Here is a 15,788-nt window from a genome sequence, read left to right as displayed (position 1 = left end):
AAGATCCTGCTGGAATTGATCGAGGTGCAGACCGGCAGCTATCTCGGCGAGGACGACATCATCCGTATCGAGGACGACTATCAGCGCACCTGATGATTGCGCTGTGCATCGATTTTGTCCCCGATCGCCGGCGAGACGGTGTAATCTTTTGAATCAAAACGTGTCCGGATTTGCGCGTTGGCATTCGCCACATTTGTGACAGCATGCTATAGCGTGTGCGTGACGATGCTTCGGGGAAAGAAAGCACGTCAGGACAAGGGGATAGGGCTGCGGCCTGATTCGGTGGAATCAGGCTGGTCCGGGGAAGAACGCGCAACCGATGGGCGCCACCAAAAGTCTGTTGGGGTAACCACATGAGTTCCAAAGGGTCGGGGTTGGCCGCAAAAGCCGGGATCAGGCGCGCCTTGCGCGTCGGGGTTATCGGGGCGGGGGTGATGGGCAGCAACCATGCCCGCGTGCTGGCGGGATTGCCCGACGTCACGCTGGTCGGGATCGTCGATCCTCTGGCTGAACATCGCGCGCGCGCCATTGCGCTGGTCGGGTGCCGGGCGTTTGCGACGCTCGATGAGTTGCTCGCCGAAGGCGTCGATGCCGTGACGATCGCGGCGCCGACCCATCTGCATCACGAGATCGCGCTCACCTGTATCGCGCAGAACGTCCATATCCTGGTCGAGAAGCCCGTCGCCTCCACGGTCGAGGAGGGCAACGACATCGTCAACACCGCGCGGCAGGCTGGCGTGACGCTGATGGTCGGACACGTCGAGCGCTTCAACCCGGCGGTGGTCGCGATCAAGCAGGCGATATCGGGCGAAGACATCCTCTCGATCGGCATTACCCGCGTCGGTCCGTTTCCGCCGCGCATGTCCAATGTCGGCGTCGTCATCGATCTGGCCGTGCACGACATCGATCTGATCCGCTGGTTCACCGAGTCTGAAATCGTCGACGTGCAGCCGCAGCTTTCGAGCGCCGTGGCCGAGCGTGAGGACATCGCGCTGTTGCAATTCCGTACCGCCTCGGGCGTGCTTGCGCATATCAACACCAACTGGCTGACGCCGTTCAAGGCGCGCAGCGTCACGGTCGCGACGCGCGGCAAATATGTGATGGGCGATCTCCTGACCCGTCAGGTCACGGAGTGTTTCGGCTTCAAGCCCGACGGCAGCTATTCGATGCGGCATTTGCCTGTCGGCCACGACGAACCGTTGCGCGCCGAATTGATTGCGTTCCTCGACGCGGTGAGGGGCGGGAAGGAGCCGGCGGTATCAGGCAACGAGGGCGTCGCGAGCCTCGAGATCGCGATCAAATGTCTGGAAACGCCGGCCACGCCCGCCGCGACCGTCGCCCGCAAGGCGCCGCGCCGCGTCGCCGGCTGATAGCTTCCCTCACGCCTCCCGCAAGGTCCCATGAACCAGCATCTGCGCCCAGAACCCATTCCCTTCATCGACCTTGCCGCGCAGCGCCGCCGGCTCGGCACCTCCGTCGATGAAGCGGTCTCCCGCGTGCTCTCCCATTGCCAGTTCATCAATGGGCCGGAAGTGTCAGCGCTGGAGGCGGAACTTGCAAAGTTCTCGGGCGCAAAACATGTGGTGGCCTGCGCCAGCGGCACCGACGCGCTTCTGATGGTGCTGATGGCCAAGAAGGTCGGCCCGGGCGATGCGGTGCTGTGCCCGTCCTTCACGTTCTGCGCGACCGGCGAATCGGTGGCGCTGACCGGCGCTACGCCGGTTTTTGTGGACGTCGATGAGACGACGTTCAACATGGATGCCGCCTCGCTGAAGCGCGGCATCGCGACCGCCAAGGCGCGCGGCCTCAAGCCAGTCGGCGTCATTCCAGTCGACCTGTTCGGGCAGAGCGCCGATCACGACGCGATCGCTGCGGTCGCCAAGGCCGAAGGTCTGTTCGTGCTCGATGACGCCGCGCAGGGCTTTGGCGCTACCTACAAGGGGCGGCGGATCGGCACTTTTGGCCTGGCGACGGCGACCAGCTTCTTCCCGGCAAAGCCGCTCGGTTGCTTCGGCGACGGCGGTGCGATCTTCACCGATGACGATGAGCTTGCGCAGACGCTGCGCAGCATCCGCGTGCACGGCCAGGGCTCGGACAAATACGACAACGTGCGCCTGGGCCTGACCGGGCGGCTCGACACCATGCAGGCGGCGGTACTGCTCGAGAAGCTCAAGATTTTCGAAGAAGAGATCGCGGCGCGCAATGAGGTCGCGGAGCGCTATGCGCGCGGGCTCGGTAACGTCGTGACCGTGCCGCGCCTTGCCGCCGGCTGCAGCTCGATCTGGGCGTGCTATACCATCCGCCTGCCCGAGGGCATCGACCGCGACGGCTTTGCCGCGGCGCTGAAGGCGCAGGGCGTTCCGACCGCGATCTACTATACGAAATCGATGCATCAGCAGACCGCCTACCGCGACTTCCCGGTGGCGGAGGGCGGCCTGCCGGTCAGCGAACGGCTTTCGAACGACGTCATCAGCCTGCCGATTCACGCCTATCTCGACGAGGCGACGCAGGGGCGAATCATCGAGGCTGTGCGCGGCGCGCTTTCGTCCTGATTTCGCCGTTTTGCGGCGCCGGTGCTTGGGCTAGAACCGGCGCATGCTTGGACGCATCTTCACGGTCGGCGGCTACACCCTGCTTTCGCGGCTGACGGGGCTCGCGCGCGACATCATGCTCGCAGCGATCCTCGGCGCGGGACCTATTGCCGACGCCTTCCTGGTCGCCTGGCGCCTGCCGAACAATTTTCGTGCGATCTTCGCCGAAGGCGCGTTCAACACCGCGTTCGTCCCGGCTTACGCCCATGTCCACGGCAAGGGCGGCGATACGTCCGCGCGCCTGTTCGCCGACCGCATCTTTACGCTGCTGTTCTTGTCTCAGCTCATCCTGCTGGTGCTGGCCTGGGCCTTCATGCCGCAGGCATTGCGCGTCCTGGCGCCCGGCTTCACCGATGACGCCGAGCAGCGCCAGCTTGCGATCGAGCTGACGCGGATCACCTTTCCGTATCTGCTGCTGATCACCATGGTGACGCTCTATGGCGGCATGCTCAACGTGATGCAGCGCTTTGCCAGCGCGGCCGGGGCGTCCATCCTCCTCAATCTGTCGATGATGGCAACGCTGGCGCTGGCGGCCTTCTTCCCGAGTGCAGGTCACGCTGCGGCCTGGGGCGTCCTGATCTCCGGTTTCCTGCAATATTTCCTGCTTGCGGGCGATCTGGCGAGGCACGGCACGCTGCCGCGCTTTGCCATGCCGCGGCTGGATGAGGACGTCCGCGCCTTTTTCCGCGCGATCGGACCGGCGACGCTGGGCTCGATGGGCACGCAGGTCGCCGTGTTCGCCGACACGATCATCGCGACCTTCCTGGCAGCCGGTGCCCTGTCGGCGCTCTATTACGCCGAGCGGCTCTATCAACTGCCGATCGGCGTAATCGGGATTGCCGTCGGCACGGTGCTGCTGCCGGAAATGTCGCGGCGGATCACCGCACAGGATGTGGTGGGGGCTGCGGCTGCGCAGCGCCGCGCGTTTGATTTCACCCTGCTTGCCACCGTGCCCTTTGTCGCGGCCTTCCTCACCGTGCCTGACATCATCGTGCGCGCGGCGTTTGCGCGCGGCGCCTTTACCAAGGCCGACGCCGCGGCGGCCGCCGCGACCCTGGCGGCCTATTCGATCGGCCTGATCCCGTTCGTGATGATCCGCAGCGCGGTTGCGACGTTCTATGCACGCAAGGATACGGCAACGCCCATGAAGGCGTCGCTGACCGGGCTTGCGGCCAATCTGCTGCTGAAGATCGTCCTGATGGCCCCGCTCGCCCAGATCGGACTTGCGCTCGCCACCGCTGTAGGCGCCTGGATCAACCTGCTCTTGGTGTTCGGCTTTGCGGTGCGCGCCGGTTATCTCGAGCTCGATCGCCTGATGATGTTGACATTTGCGAAATTCGCCGTCTCCGGCCTCGTGCTTGCGGGGGCACTTTGGTGGACCGAGCGATTCGCAGCCGTCTATTTCGCGCAGATGCATGTGCTGCGTGATGAAACCATCCTAGCGCTCCTGATTGCAGTCGGCGCCTTCGTCTATGGATTTTCCATCCTGGTGCTGTTCGGGCGCGGATGGCTCTTCGCCCTGCGGCGCGGATAGTTTTCAAGTCAAATCAGCTTTTTGTTGCGGTGCTTCCAAGCTCCGCAATTCGCGGTTTGCGCTTCTTTCCCAACCGCGCCAATATGGCGGGAAACACGCCAAGATGGCGTGGACAACAACAATTGGAGTGACGATGGCAGCCCCCATCAAATTCGGCGTCGGCCAGAGCGTACGCCGCAAGGAAGACGATGCCCTCATTCGCGGCAAGGGCCGCTACACCGACGACGTCGCGCCGCAGCCGGCGCTGCATTCGCTGGTGCTGCGCTCGCCGCATGCGCATGCGAAGTTCACCATCGACGTCACCAAGGCGCGCGGCCTGCCGGGCGTCAGCCTGATCCTGACTGCGGCCGAGGTCGCCGATCTCGGCGACCTGCCATGCCTGTTCAATCTGGAGACCGATCCGTTCACCGGTCCGCCCTATCCGATCCTGGCCAAGGACGAAGTCCGCCATGTCGGCGACGCCGTCGCCTTCGTCGTCGCCGAGACGATCGACCAGGCGCGTGATGCGATCGAGGCGATCGACGTGCAGTGGACGCCGCTGCCGGCCGTGATCGGCGTCGTCAATGCCGTGAAGCCGGGCGCGCCGCAGGTGTGGCCCGACAAGCCGGGCAACGTGCTGTTCGACGTCTCGATCGGCGACAAGAAGGCGACTGAAGAAGCTTTTGCGAAGGCGCATGCGGTCGCGGAAATCTCGATCGTCAACCCGCGCATCGTCACCAACTTCATGGAGACGCGTGCGGCGGTCGCCGAATATGACGCCAAGAAGGACCATCTGACGCTGACGATCGGCAGCCAGGGCAGCCATCGCCTCCGCGATATCCTCTGCCAGAACATCCTGAAGATCCCGGTCGAGAACATGCGGGTGATCTGTCCCGATGTCGGCGGCGGCTTCGGCACCAAGCTGTTTCCCTACCGCGAATATGCTCTGGTCGCGGTCGCTGCGCGGCAGTTGAAGAAGACGGTCAAATGGACGGCTGACCGTGCCGACCACTTCATGGGCGACTCGCAGGGGCGCGACAACGTCACGACCGCGAAGATGGCGCTCGCCGAGGACGGCAAGTTCCTGGGCATGGACGTCGATCTGATGGGCGACATGGGTGGCTATCTCTCGACCTTCGGTCCCTATATTCCGCATGGCGGCGCCGGCATGCTGCCGGGCCTCTACGACATCCAGGCCTTTCATTGCCGCGTCCGCACCGTGTTCACCAACACCGTGCCGGTCGATGCCTATCGCGGCGCCGGGCGGCCGGAGGCGGCTTACGTTGTCGAACGTCTGGTTGATGCCGCCGCGCGAAAACTCGACATGACGCCGGATGCGATCCGCCGCAAGAATTTCATCCCGCCGAAGGCGCTGCCCTACAAGACCGCGACCGGGAAGGTCTATGACTCCGGCGATTTCGCCGCGCATATGAAGCGCGCGATGGAGATCGCCGAGTGGAAAGAATTTCCCAAGCGCGCCAAGGCGGCGAAGAAGGATGGCCTGGTGCGCGGCATCGGGCTCGCGACCTATGTGGAGATCTGCGGCACCATGGGCGAGGAGACTGCGAATGTCGCGCTCGACCCCAATGGTGACGTCTCGATCCTGATCGGCACGCAATCGAGCGGGCAGGGCCACCAGACCGCCTATGCGCAGCTCGTGGCCGAACAGTTCGGCCTGCCGCCCGAGCGCGTCCACATCCTGCAGGGCGACACCGACAAGATCGCAACAGGTCTTGGCACCGGCGGCTCGGCATCGATCCCGTCGGGCGGCGTCAGCGTGCAGCGCGCCACCGCTGCGCTCGGCGACAGGCTGAAGGAGATCGCGGCGCAGGCGCTGGAAGCGAGCGCCGGCGACCTCGAGATATCGGACGGCGTGATCCGCATCGCCGGCACCGACCGTTCGATCAGCTTTGCCGATCTCGCCAAGCGCCCCGGTGTCGATCCGTCGAAGCTGAACGCCAGCGCGACTTTCGCCAGTGCCGACGGCACCTATCCGAACGGCACGCATCTCGCCGAAGTCGAGATCGATCCGGCGACCGGCATCATCAAGATCGTGAACTATGTCATTGTCGATGACTTCGGCGTGACACTGAACCCGCTGCTGCTCGCGGGCCAGGTTCACGGCGGCGCGATGCAGGGCATCGGGCAGGCGCTGATGGAGCAGGCGGTCTATAGCGCAACCGACGGCCAGCTCGTCACCGGCACCTTCATGGACTATGCGGTGCCGCGCGCCTCCGACGGTCCGTCCTTCGTGTTCGAGACCCACAACGTGCCCTGTGCGACCAATCCGCTTGGCGTCAAGGGCGCGGGCGAAGCAGGCGCGATCGGCTCATGTCCGGCGATCGTCAACGCGATCGTCGAGGGCCTGTGGCGCGAATACAAGATCGACCACATCGATATGCCTGCTACCCCCGAGCGGGTCTGGATCGCGATCCGCGAGGCGCAGCGACGCCATAATCTCTGATGACGACATCGTAGCGCGGGAATAAACGCCCGCGCACGGGTTCTAAAGCATGATCCGGAAAAGTGGGAAACCGGTTTTCCGAAAAGATCATGCTCAAAGGAGGCGCTGGATCATGATCCAGCGTGAGGCCGCGAGCGCAAAGCGCGCGCGGCGGCGTCCGGCAAGCTTCACGAAAAGGAGAATTCGCCGATGAAGCGGATGGTTTTGGTGGCAGGTGGCGTGCTGCTCGGTGCAAGCGCTGTCATGGCTCAGCAGGAGATCGCCGTTCAGCAGGACAACCTGATGCGGGCGCAGGCGAAAAGCATGTACAATGTGATCGGGAAAATGGTGAAGGGCGATATCCCCTACGACCAGAAGGCGGTCGATACGGCGCTCGCCGATCTCGAAACGAACGTCGCCAAGATCGCGACCGTCTTTGCCACCAACCCCAAGGAAGACGTGAAGGACGCCCATTACACGTCGTCGCCCAAGATCTGGCAGAACAAGGCCGATTTCGATTCCAAGATCCCGCCGGTCACGAAGGCGATCGGTGACTTCAAGGGCAAGGTCAAGAATCTCGATCAGTTGAAGGTGGCCTACACCACGATCAACGATCGCTGCGGCGCGTGCCACGACACCTATCGCGTCAAATTGAAGTGATGCGGCGCTTGCGCTCTTCACCTCTCCCGCTTGCGGGAGAGGTCGGCGGATAGCGCCGGGGGGCTCTCTCCGCGCAAAGATAATCTCTGTTCTTTTCGCGCAGACACCCTCACCCCAGCGCTCCCGGAGCGAGCTTTGCTCGCCTCGCCGCAGGCGGGAGAGGGGGCGCAGCTTCATCGTGGTCACCGCCGATCTACCTCATTAGGTGCAAAACGAAAAAGGCGGATGCCGCAGCATCCGCCTTCAGGAATGGACGCTTGTGGCTCGCCTATTTCACGACCTGGCCGCGGATTTCGCCGCCTGGATTGGCCGCGGTGTGGACGTTCACGTAGTACTTACCGGCGAGCAAATCGGCGGCCTGCGCGTCCGTCAGCGTGGCGCTGCCTTCGGCGGGGCTCGAGGCGATATCCGGGATCGGGACCGCGACGCCGCCGTTCTTGCCGGCTTCGGCGGGACCATGGAAATGCGCTGCGGTGGCGGGACCGGTGAGGCCGGAATAGGTCACCTTCCAGCTCAGCTTCTTGGTCGCAGGATCGTAGTCGATATCGGCGGTGCCGGTTCCGGTGCTGCTGTTCGGCGGCACTTCCGATTTGCCGTCCAACGGCACCTTGTACTTGTCGGCGAGAGCAGGACCGGCAAACACGACGGCGGCTCCGAGCGCGAGCGTGGCAAGCATGGTCTTGTTCGGCATGGTTTTTCTCCCTGTTGGCGTCGGCCTGAGTGTCGACCTCAAAACAATGGCCTTTCTGCTTTATTCCCAAAATCGCCCGCGAGCGCGGAAAATTTCGAGCAAGCGCATGGCCGAGACTCTCGCCATATTAGCCGTTCGATCGACGAACTGGAGCATATTCGGTTCTGATTGAACCGAAGCGCCAGATTTTTGTTTTTGACGCGTTCACACGAACCGGTGCCCAGCCTCGGATCAAGTCCGAGGGCATGCTTTGCTCGAAGACGTTCCAATGACAGGTCGGACCATGTTGCGACGAATATATCCCGCGGCCATCCTCGCCGGCATTGTCGCCGCCGGCGTCTACTGGTGGCTGACCATACCTGCGACGTTCGCGGCCAGCGTATTGCCGGCCTATGAGCCTGACATTGGCAATGGCTCGACCATCTTCAACGCGGGCGGATGTTCGTCCTGTCACGCCGTGCCCGACCAGCCCGATCGCACCCGGCTCGGCGGCGGGCTCGCGATTCCATCGCCATTCGGCACCTTCTATGCGCCGAACATCTCGCCCGATCCCAATGACGGGATCGGCCGATGGAGCGAGGCCGATTTCGTCACAGCGGTCATGAAGGGCACCTCGCCGGAGGGCGCCCATTTTTTCCCTGCCTTTCCCTACACGTCCTACCGGCATGCGAAGATCGAGGACGTCCGCGACCTCTTCGCGTTCATCAAGACGCTGCCGCCGGTCGCCGGCAAGGTGCGCGATCACGACGTGCCGTTCCCCTTCAACATCCGCCGCAACATCGGCGTGTGGAAATTCCTGTTCATGGATGACAAGCCCTTTACGCCGGATCCGGCGCGCTCCGCGCAATGGAATCGCGGGGCCTATCTCGTGAACAGTTTTGGCCATTGCGCGGAGTGCCACAGCCCGCGCAATTTCCTGGGCGGCATCATCAGCGCGCAGCGTCTTGCCGGCGGACCGAACCCGGAAGGTGAGGGTTGGGTGCCCAATATCACGCAAAAGAATCTGGCGGACTGGAGCGTGAAGGACTTCACCTATTTCCTGAAGACCGGTGAACTGCCGGACGGCGACAGCGCCAGCGGATTGATGGCGCGCGTGATCAAGAACACGTCGCAATTGTCCGATGAAGATCGTGCGGCCATGGCCGATTATCTTAAATCCCTGCCACCGGTCGAGGGCCCCACGCCGCCGAAGCGGACCGGGGGCAGGAGCTAGGGCGTTTACTCACAGGCGCTTGATCAAGTTTCCCGAAAACCGGACACATGACGGTTGGAGGATGATTTCCGCCTGCGACTCCTTCCAAATCTGCGCCGCGTGGCGCCCCGATAGAGCGTTTTCGAGCGAAGTGGATACCGGTTCGCGTGAAGAAAACGCGTGAAAACAAGAATCTAGAGCTTCGGTTCTGCCGGCGTCGTTCTCGGCCATGTGTTCCAGACTCGCGCGGAGCCGTCGGCCTTCACAGCTGCTCGCCGCCACACTCATAGCCCCAATTCAAGCGCGCGCGGTCGCTTCGTCCGAGCCTCCCACATCGAGAATGATCTTGCCTTTCGGCGGCACTCGTTGACCTTCCAACATCATGTGCGCGTCTCGCGCAGCGGAAAAAGGAAGAACTGCGCCGACGCGGGTTTTCAGGTCACCGCGATCGATGAGATCGGCAATCTCGCGAAGGCGCTCGGTGGTCACTTCCACCAGGAAGAAGGCTGCGGTGACCCCGTGGTGCTTTGCGCGGTCTTGATCGGGCTGGGACACAGCGGAGATCAGCTTGCCGCCCGGGCGAAGAACCTGAAAGGAACGTATTTGCGTTTCGCCTCCGACGAGATCCAGTACCGCGTCCGCATCCTTCACCTCTTCCTCGAAGCGTTGCGTGTGATAGTCCAATACTCTGTCGGCACCAAGGGACCGCACGTATTCGATGTCTTGGCTCCCCGCGGTGGCGATTGAACGCAGGCGAGCGCGACGAGCGAGCTGAACCGCGTAGGCTCCGACGTTTCCCGCAGCTCCGTGAATGACGACCGTCTGCCCGGCTTCGAGGCGAGCGTGGTCGAACAGAGCTTGCCACGCCGTGACCGCAACGACGGGAACGGAAGCCGCTTCAGCATAGCTCAGCGAGCCTGGTTTCTTCGCGAGCATCCCAGCAGAGGCCACGGCGTATTCTGCGTAAGCACCAAGGAACTGGCTGTTGGTCACTCCGAAAACCTGGTCCCCAACAGCGATCTCGGATACGCCCGATCCCACGGCCGCGATTGTTCCGGACAGATCAGAGCCGAGCGTAAGAGGAAGAGGCTGCGGCAACGCGCTCTTTCCGGCCCTGATCCAGCCGTCCCAGGGACCGACCCCTGCTGCGTGAACATCGACAAGGACCTCGCCCGTACCAGGAACTGGCCTCGGAACCCGATCCAAAATCATCACTTCCGGCGGTCCGAATTCGTGCACTCGCCATGCCAACATGGAGCAGCGCGCAGGACCTTGGGACGCATCGTCGACGGGGCTGCTTGCCATTCTGAACTCCCTGTTAAGACGTGAGTCGGCTTGAAGGCCGTGCGCCGGTCATGGACCCAAAGCCGGTCTCGCGCATCCGCTTCAACCGGTGTTACCAATCGAAGATGGGGGGCAGCCTGATCCAGAACAGTACCAAGATCGGCAACTCTCAATGTACCATCGATAGTTGCTTAGGTCGCAGCGACGTTCATTTCGCAGTGCTAGCGTGCCAATTCCAACAGCCGGCGAACATCCGCCGGCAGCCGCCGTTCATTGAGGTTGGTCACGCTGAGCAGCAATCCTTGCTGTCGGGGAGGCTGCATGTACCACGGCGACAGGGGAGCCGGCGCCAAGCCGAACTGTAGAGCGCGCAAAGCGATGTCCACGTCTGAAGCAAACTCGGGAAGCAAGAGAACCACTGCCAGACCGGCGGTTGCTTGTACCTTTATCGGGTCTGACGCCATCTCTCCCAGGCAACGAAGCAAAGTCTCCCGTTGGGCGGCGTAGAGCCGCTTCATGCGGCGCAGATGGCGAAGGTAGTGCCCTTCTCGCAGGAATTCCGCCACGGCGCGCTGCACGGCCGCAGCCGGCGCTGGTGCCAAGCAAGCAGCGAGCTCACCGAACGGACGACTCAGTTCCGGCGGCACGACCATGAACCCCAGGCGCAGCGCCGGGCTGATCGTTTTGCTGAAACTGCCGATGTGCAGCACCCGGCCTCCATGATCGAGCGATGCAAGAGCCGGGGCCGCCCGTCCTTTCAGCTGCAGTTCGCTGAGGTAATCGTCCTCGATGATCCAGGCGTCGTTCTGCCGAGCCCAGGCGAGCAGTGCAAGTCGCCGCGGCAGCGACATCGTCATCCCGAGCGGCGCCTCCTGGCCCGGTGTGACGACTGCCAGTGTCGCTCCACCGGCGGTTTGCACCCCGGCGGCAACATCCAGCCCTTCCGCATCGACCGGGACAGCTGTCACATGCATGCCAGCCAGGCCGAGCGCGGTGCGCGTGAGCGGAAAGCCTGGATCTTCGATCCAAGCTCCCATCCTTCCAAGCTGAAGCCCTCGGATAGCCAGACCGAGCGCGCCGGAGAATCCGCTCGTTATGAGCACCTGAGAGGGGCTGCACCGAATTCCGCGGGCCAGCCCTAAGTAAGCCGCAACTTCCTTTCGCAGCTCCGGATCGCCGCGCGGATCCGGATACGTCACCGGCGCAGCCGCGGCTAGCCGGGTCTCACGCGTCAGGATGCGTGACCACAGCTTAAAAGGGAAGGCGTCCTGAGAGGGCACGCCCATCTGAAATGCCCGCGGCGCGCTTCCGAACTCATAAAAGAGGTCCGGTAGAGGCGACGCTTCTGGCGACCACTCGGGCGTTGAGGATCGGGATGGCCGGTCGGCCACACGAGTTCCTGCCGGCCCGAGACCGATCGCGAATTGCTCCGTGATGAGACGTTCGTAGGCCACACGCACGGTGCCGCGGGAGACGCCGAGCTGAGCGGCCAGATCGCGCCAGGAAGGCAATCGCGCGCCCGACGCGAGCCGCCCGCTCTCGATGCTCTCTCGGATCGCGCAATAGATCTGGGCAGCCAGTGGGGTCCTTCTGGCACGATCTAGTTGGATGGGGAGGACAGCCATCGCGCGATGGTACAGTCAAAATTGGCAATCTTGGTACTGTTTTATGATCAGGTCCGGACCGATCTATTTCCGGCAACCAGCACCACAGACACGGAGACGGGAGTTCGATAATGGTCGATATTATTTCTGGCGTTAAGATCCCCGATAGCAAGATCGCACGCGAGGCCGCCGAACTCGTGCGGCAACATGAAACCGAGATGTTGTTCAACCACTCGGTTCGCGTATTTGTGTTCGGTGCGATGAAAGGAATTCGTCAGAATCTAAAATTCGATTCTGAACTGCTTTATGTCGCAGCGCTGTTTCACGATCTGGGTCTTATCCACCCTTACCATACCGATACGAAACGGTTTGAAGTCGACGGCGCCGATGCAGCCCGCGAATTCCTCAAGAGCCACGGCATCCCGGATCCGAAAGCGGATCTGGTGTGGGAAGCAATCGCTTTACATACCACGCCAGGCATTCCCCAATACATGCGGCCAGAAATAGCTCTCACCAACGCAGGTGTTCTAGTTGATGTCGTCGGCATTGGATATGACGACTATACGCGAGAGCAACGCGACCAGGTCATTGCCGCGTTTCCTCGTGGTGATTTCAAGAATGAGTTCATCCAGGTTCAGACGTGCTCGGCCTTGAAGAAGCCCCAGACCACGTTCGGCACAGTCAATGTCGATTATATCGAAGATCACGATCCCACATTTCGCAGGCCAAACGCCTGCGTTCGGATACGCAATACTCCGTGGCTCAGCTGAACCGTCATGCCATGAATTCACCCGCCGTGATGCTTGCCACCTCTTAAAGTGTAATCGAGCCGCAAGAGCGAGTTGAGATGCCAAACTTTGCTGATTTCCCGATCACACGGCGCTGGCCTGCGAAATACCCGGATCGCTTGCAACTCTATTCACTGCCGACACCCAACGGCGTAAAGGTCTCGATCATGTTGGAGGAGATCGGGCTCCCCTACGAAGTTCATCTGGTCGACTTCAACAAGGGCGACCAGCACACGCCAGAATTTCTTTCATTGAACCCCAACGGCAAGATCCCGGCGATCCTCGACCCCGATGGCCCCGACGGAGAGCCGCTGCCCTTATTCGAATCCGGAGCCATCTTGCAATATCTCGCGGAGAAGACGGGCAAGCTTTTGCCGGCAGATGCGGCTCGCCGCTACAAGACTATCCAGTGGCTGCATTTCCAGATGGGCGGGATCGGACCGATGTTCGGCCAGCTCGGCTTCTTCAACAAATTCGCAGGCCGTGAATACGAGGACAAGCGCCCACTTCAACGATACGTCAACGAGTCAAAACGCCTGCTCGGCGTATTGGAAACGCATCTCGCCGGACGACTATGGATCATGGACGATGAATATACCATCGCCGACATTTCCATGCTCGGCTGGGTGCGTAACCTGATCGGCTTCTATGAGGCGCGCGAACTCGTCGACTTCGACAGTCTTCAAGCGGTACCAGCCTGGCTCGATCGCGGCCTGGCGCGGCCCGCGGTGCAGCGTGGATTGACCATCCCGCACAGGCCATGAGAGACGGGAAGGTGCACTGATCGGCCCTGCACCGCATCGCACGATGCTGCTGAGTCTCTCCCGTCTGTCGAAGTTCAGGGCTGCGAAATTGTCGCGCCAATGGCCAAGCTGCCCGGTCAGGAAACCCTGATCACCGAAGATCTCGCTTATCGACTTGCCTAAGCCAACCGGGAGGTCAGCCGGCAGCTTGAATTGCTGGCAATGAGCCGGGAAGCGGATATCGTGCAGAGTTGCGGCAGCAGGTCAGTCCGCGAGCTTGAGCGACCGTTGAATAATCTGATCGACAGCGCGATCTGACCGGCTCAAGCACTACTGCAGTGCCGAGCTCGCTTCTACTCGGCCGCAACAGCTCGACGCGTTGGTAGATAATCATTGGATTGATCGCACTTGGCGCGATCTGAGTTGCTCATTCCTGCACGCAAGCTTTTGTGACCAGACGCATTGCGAGTGTAGCAATTCACGCCGGATCCGACATCGGGGCGTAACAGCAAACCTGCCAACATCTGGTTGCGTCACTCAGCTCGATCACTCTTGCCGGCTCGAGTGGCCTTCGTCTCAGGATATCCAGAGTAGGATCATATGAAAATCATCATCGCTACGACCCCCGCGCCCGGTCATGTCAATCCAATGCTTGGTATCGCGCGCATCCTGTTGGCTGACGGTCACGAGGTGGTTGCCTTCACAGGAAGCGCTTTCCGCGACCGCATCAACAGTATTGGTGCAGCATTTCGTCCTATTCCTGCCAGCGCAGATCAGGATGTGGTGGATCCTTTCGCGAAGTATCCCGAACTGAAAAGCCTGCCTCCGGGGTTGGAGTTGTTGCGCGTCACCAAGGAGCGCTTATTTGTTGACCACATGCTCGTGCAGCACGAGGGCCTGCAACAATTGCTGCGGGAAGTCCCGGCCGACATGGTGATGGGGGATGAGTACTTCTTGGGCCTGCTACCAATGCTGCTCGGCCCTCGCTCGAAGCGGCCTCCGATTGTCTGCTTTGGCACCACGATCCTCCATTGGCCTCGGACAGACGGGGCGCCAGAACTCCTCGGCTTGCCTCCGGCGGCAGCCCCGGCGCAGCGCGAGAAGTATGCAGCCATTGCCCAGGAACATGAGAGGGTCGTCAATCAACCGCTCGCGCATCGTTTGAACCAATGCCTGGAGGAAATCGGCGTCAAGTCGCTGCCGAGGCCTCCTTTCGAGGCAATGGTGGAATTAGCAGATGCCTATCTGCAGCTGACGGTGCCGAGTTTTGAGTTTCCGCGTCCCGCCCCGGCTTCGGTGCAATTCGTGGGTACCCCGCCCATTATGCCCAAACAAGCGCCGCTGCCGCCCTGGGCCGATGAGCTGGACGGCAGGCGCAAGGTGGTCCTCGTCACCCAAGGGACAGTGGCCAACCACGACTTCAACCGCCTGGTCACACCGACCCTGGTGGGATTGGCCGACGAGCGGGATCTGCTCGTGGTCGTCACCGCTGGTGGCCGCCCGGTCGATACGATCCCTGGCCCCATTCCGGCTAATGCGCGTTTGACGAGCTATCTGCCGTTCGAGTGGATCCTGTCCAAGGCCGATGTATTTGTCACCAATGGAGGTTATGGCAGCGTCAACCAAGCCATGAGCTTTGGTGTTCCTCTGGTCTGCGCTGGACTCACCGAGGACAAGGCCGATGTGAATGCGCGGGTCGGTTGGTCCGGGGTCGGCATCAACCTTGAGACGAGCACGCCGACGCCGCAGGTGCTGCGCGAGGCTGTGCGGGCCGTACTCGATACGGAGAGGTATCGCGCACGTGCTTCGCTCATGGCTAAGGAATTCCAGCGCATCGACACCCGTGGCGAGATTCTCCGCGCGATCAAGCGGGTGTCTCAGAACGGGGCTGATCGGCCGTCCCGCGCCGCTTTGCTGTCGGCGAAGTAGATCGACGATACCGACCTCAGCACGGCGAGGCCAGCAACGGCACCTGCAGCGGATGTCATGGGGCCGATGCGCGAGGGACGTCAGTCGGTCCGGACCTGACTTCCGGCAATTGGGTGTGGAGCGACAGCAGCCTTGCGGCGATCACCAAGACGGTGTCGACGGCGTCCCGCACCCACGCAACTATACCGGCGTCATGCCGTCGAAGGGAGGCGCCGAGCTGTCGGACGCCGACACTGCCGCAGTGGCCTATGTCTGGGCAGTCGGCCACGTCAACTAGGTCGTGTGGACTCTTGGGATTCTCAAATCAGATTGAACGTGATTCAAGGCTTTGTTTTAGGAGGAAGCCTTGG

At 62.1% G+C, this 15,788-nt stretch carries 14 protein-coding genes; 11 read left to right on the top strand and 3 right to left on the bottom strand.

Going from position 1 to position 15,788, the window contains the following annotated elements:
* The 6 genes from AC5ZGW_RS42770 to AC5ZGW_RS42745 form a co-directional block, all read left to right on the top strand.
* The coding region (locus AC5ZGW_RS42770) for a hypothetical protein (RefSeq protein ID WP_496114107.1) at positions 1-93 on the top strand (93 nt) is incomplete at its 5' end.
* Between the two features lie 260 nt (positions 94-353).
* The gene (locus tag AC5ZGW_RS42765; protein ID WP_130229692.1) at positions 354-1,370 is read left to right on the top strand and encodes a Gfo/Idh/MocA family protein; all 1,017 of its coding nucleotides are present in this window, start codon (positions 354-356) and stop codon (positions 1,368-1,370) included.
* Positions 1,371-1,400: 30 nt separating this feature from the next.
* Positions 1,401-2,552: a DegT/DnrJ/EryC1/StrS family aminotransferase gene (locus AC5ZGW_RS42760; RefSeq protein WP_130229691.1), complete on the top strand. Its 1,152-nt coding sequence runs from the start codon at positions 1,401-1,403 to the stop codon at positions 2,550-2,552.
* A 43-nt stretch (positions 2,553-2,595) separates the two neighbouring features.
* On the top strand, positions 2,596-4,125 hold the full coding sequence (gene murJ / locus AC5ZGW_RS42755) for a murein biosynthesis integral membrane protein MurJ (protein ID WP_130229690.1): 1,530 nt from the start codon (positions 2,596-2,598) through the stop codon (positions 4,123-4,125).
* A 133-nt stretch (positions 4,126-4,258) separates the two neighbouring features.
* Positions 4,259-6,568: a xanthine dehydrogenase family protein molybdopterin-binding subunit gene (locus tag AC5ZGW_RS42750; protein ID WP_130229689.1), complete on the top strand. Its 2,310-nt coding sequence runs from the start codon at positions 4,259-4,261 to the stop codon at positions 6,566-6,568.
* A 189-nt stretch (positions 6,569-6,757) separates the two neighbouring features.
* Complete coding sequence (locus tag AC5ZGW_RS42745) at positions 6,758-7,207, top strand: c-type cytochrome (protein ID WP_028163618.1); 450 nt, start codon at positions 6,758-6,760, stop codon at positions 7,205-7,207.
* Positions 7,208-7,475: 268 nt separating this feature from the next.
* Here AC5ZGW_RS42745 and AC5ZGW_RS42740 read toward each other — a convergent pair whose 3' ends face one another.
* Positions 7,476-7,898, bottom strand: a complete 423-nt coding sequence (locus AC5ZGW_RS42740) for a CHRD domain-containing protein (RefSeq protein ID WP_130229688.1) — start codon at positions 7,896-7,898, stop codon at positions 7,476-7,478.
* Positions 7,899-8,181: 283 nt separating this feature from the next.
* Here AC5ZGW_RS42740 and AC5ZGW_RS42735 point away from each other — a divergent pair, with 283 nt between their 5' ends.
* Entirely contained in the window at positions 8,182-9,111 is a 930-nt protein-coding gene (locus AC5ZGW_RS42735) for a c-type cytochrome (protein ID WP_130229694.1), read from the top strand.
* A gap of 276 nt (positions 9,112-9,387) precedes the next feature.
* Here the strand turns inward: AC5ZGW_RS42735 and AC5ZGW_RS42730 are convergent, their stop codons facing one another.
* The gene (locus AC5ZGW_RS42730; protein ID WP_130229693.1) at positions 9,388-10,344 is read right to left on the bottom strand and encodes an NADP-dependent oxidoreductase; all 957 of its coding nucleotides are present in this window, start codon (positions 10,342-10,344) and stop codon (positions 9,388-9,390) included.
* Positions 10,345-10,595: 251 nt separating this feature from the next.
* Positions 10,596-11,999, bottom strand: a complete 1,404-nt coding sequence (pdxR, locus tag AC5ZGW_RS42725) for a MocR-like pyridoxine biosynthesis transcription factor PdxR (protein ID WP_130229687.1) — start codon at positions 11,997-11,999, stop codon at positions 10,596-10,598.
* Positions 12,000-12,109: 110 nt separating this feature from the next.
* Between pdxR and AC5ZGW_RS42720 the strand changes: the two genes are divergently transcribed.
* The 4 genes from AC5ZGW_RS42720 (at position 12,110) to AC5ZGW_RS42705 (ending at position 15,715) form a co-directional block, all read left to right on the top strand.
* Positions 12,110-12,748: an HD domain-containing protein gene (locus AC5ZGW_RS42720; RefSeq protein WP_130229686.1), complete on the top strand. Its 639-nt coding sequence runs from the start codon at positions 12,110-12,112 to the stop codon at positions 12,746-12,748.
* A gap of 77 nt (positions 12,749-12,825) precedes the next feature.
* A complete protein-coding gene (locus AC5ZGW_RS42715; protein WP_130229685.1) occupies positions 12,826-13,530 on the top strand; it encodes a glutathione S-transferase family protein in 705 nt (234 codons plus the stop codon).
* Positions 13,531-14,109: 579 nt separating this feature from the next.
* A complete protein-coding gene (locus AC5ZGW_RS42710) occupies positions 14,110-15,438 on the top strand; it encodes a glycosyltransferase (protein ID WP_130229684.1) in 1,329 nt (442 codons plus the stop codon).
* 115 nt (positions 15,439-15,553) lie between these two features.
* Positions 15,554-15,715, top strand: coding sequence for a hypothetical protein (locus AC5ZGW_RS42705; RefSeq protein ID WP_496114106.1), 162 nt, complete (start codon positions 15,554-15,556; stop codon positions 15,713-15,715).
* Positions 15,716-15,788 lie beyond the last annotated feature (73 nt).

The sequence above is a fragment of the Bradyrhizobium sp. Crot121 genome, assembly GCF_059512385.1.
The sequence above is the reverse complement of the archived record's forward strand: the minus strand, read 5'-3'. Positions and strand labels throughout refer to the sequence as shown.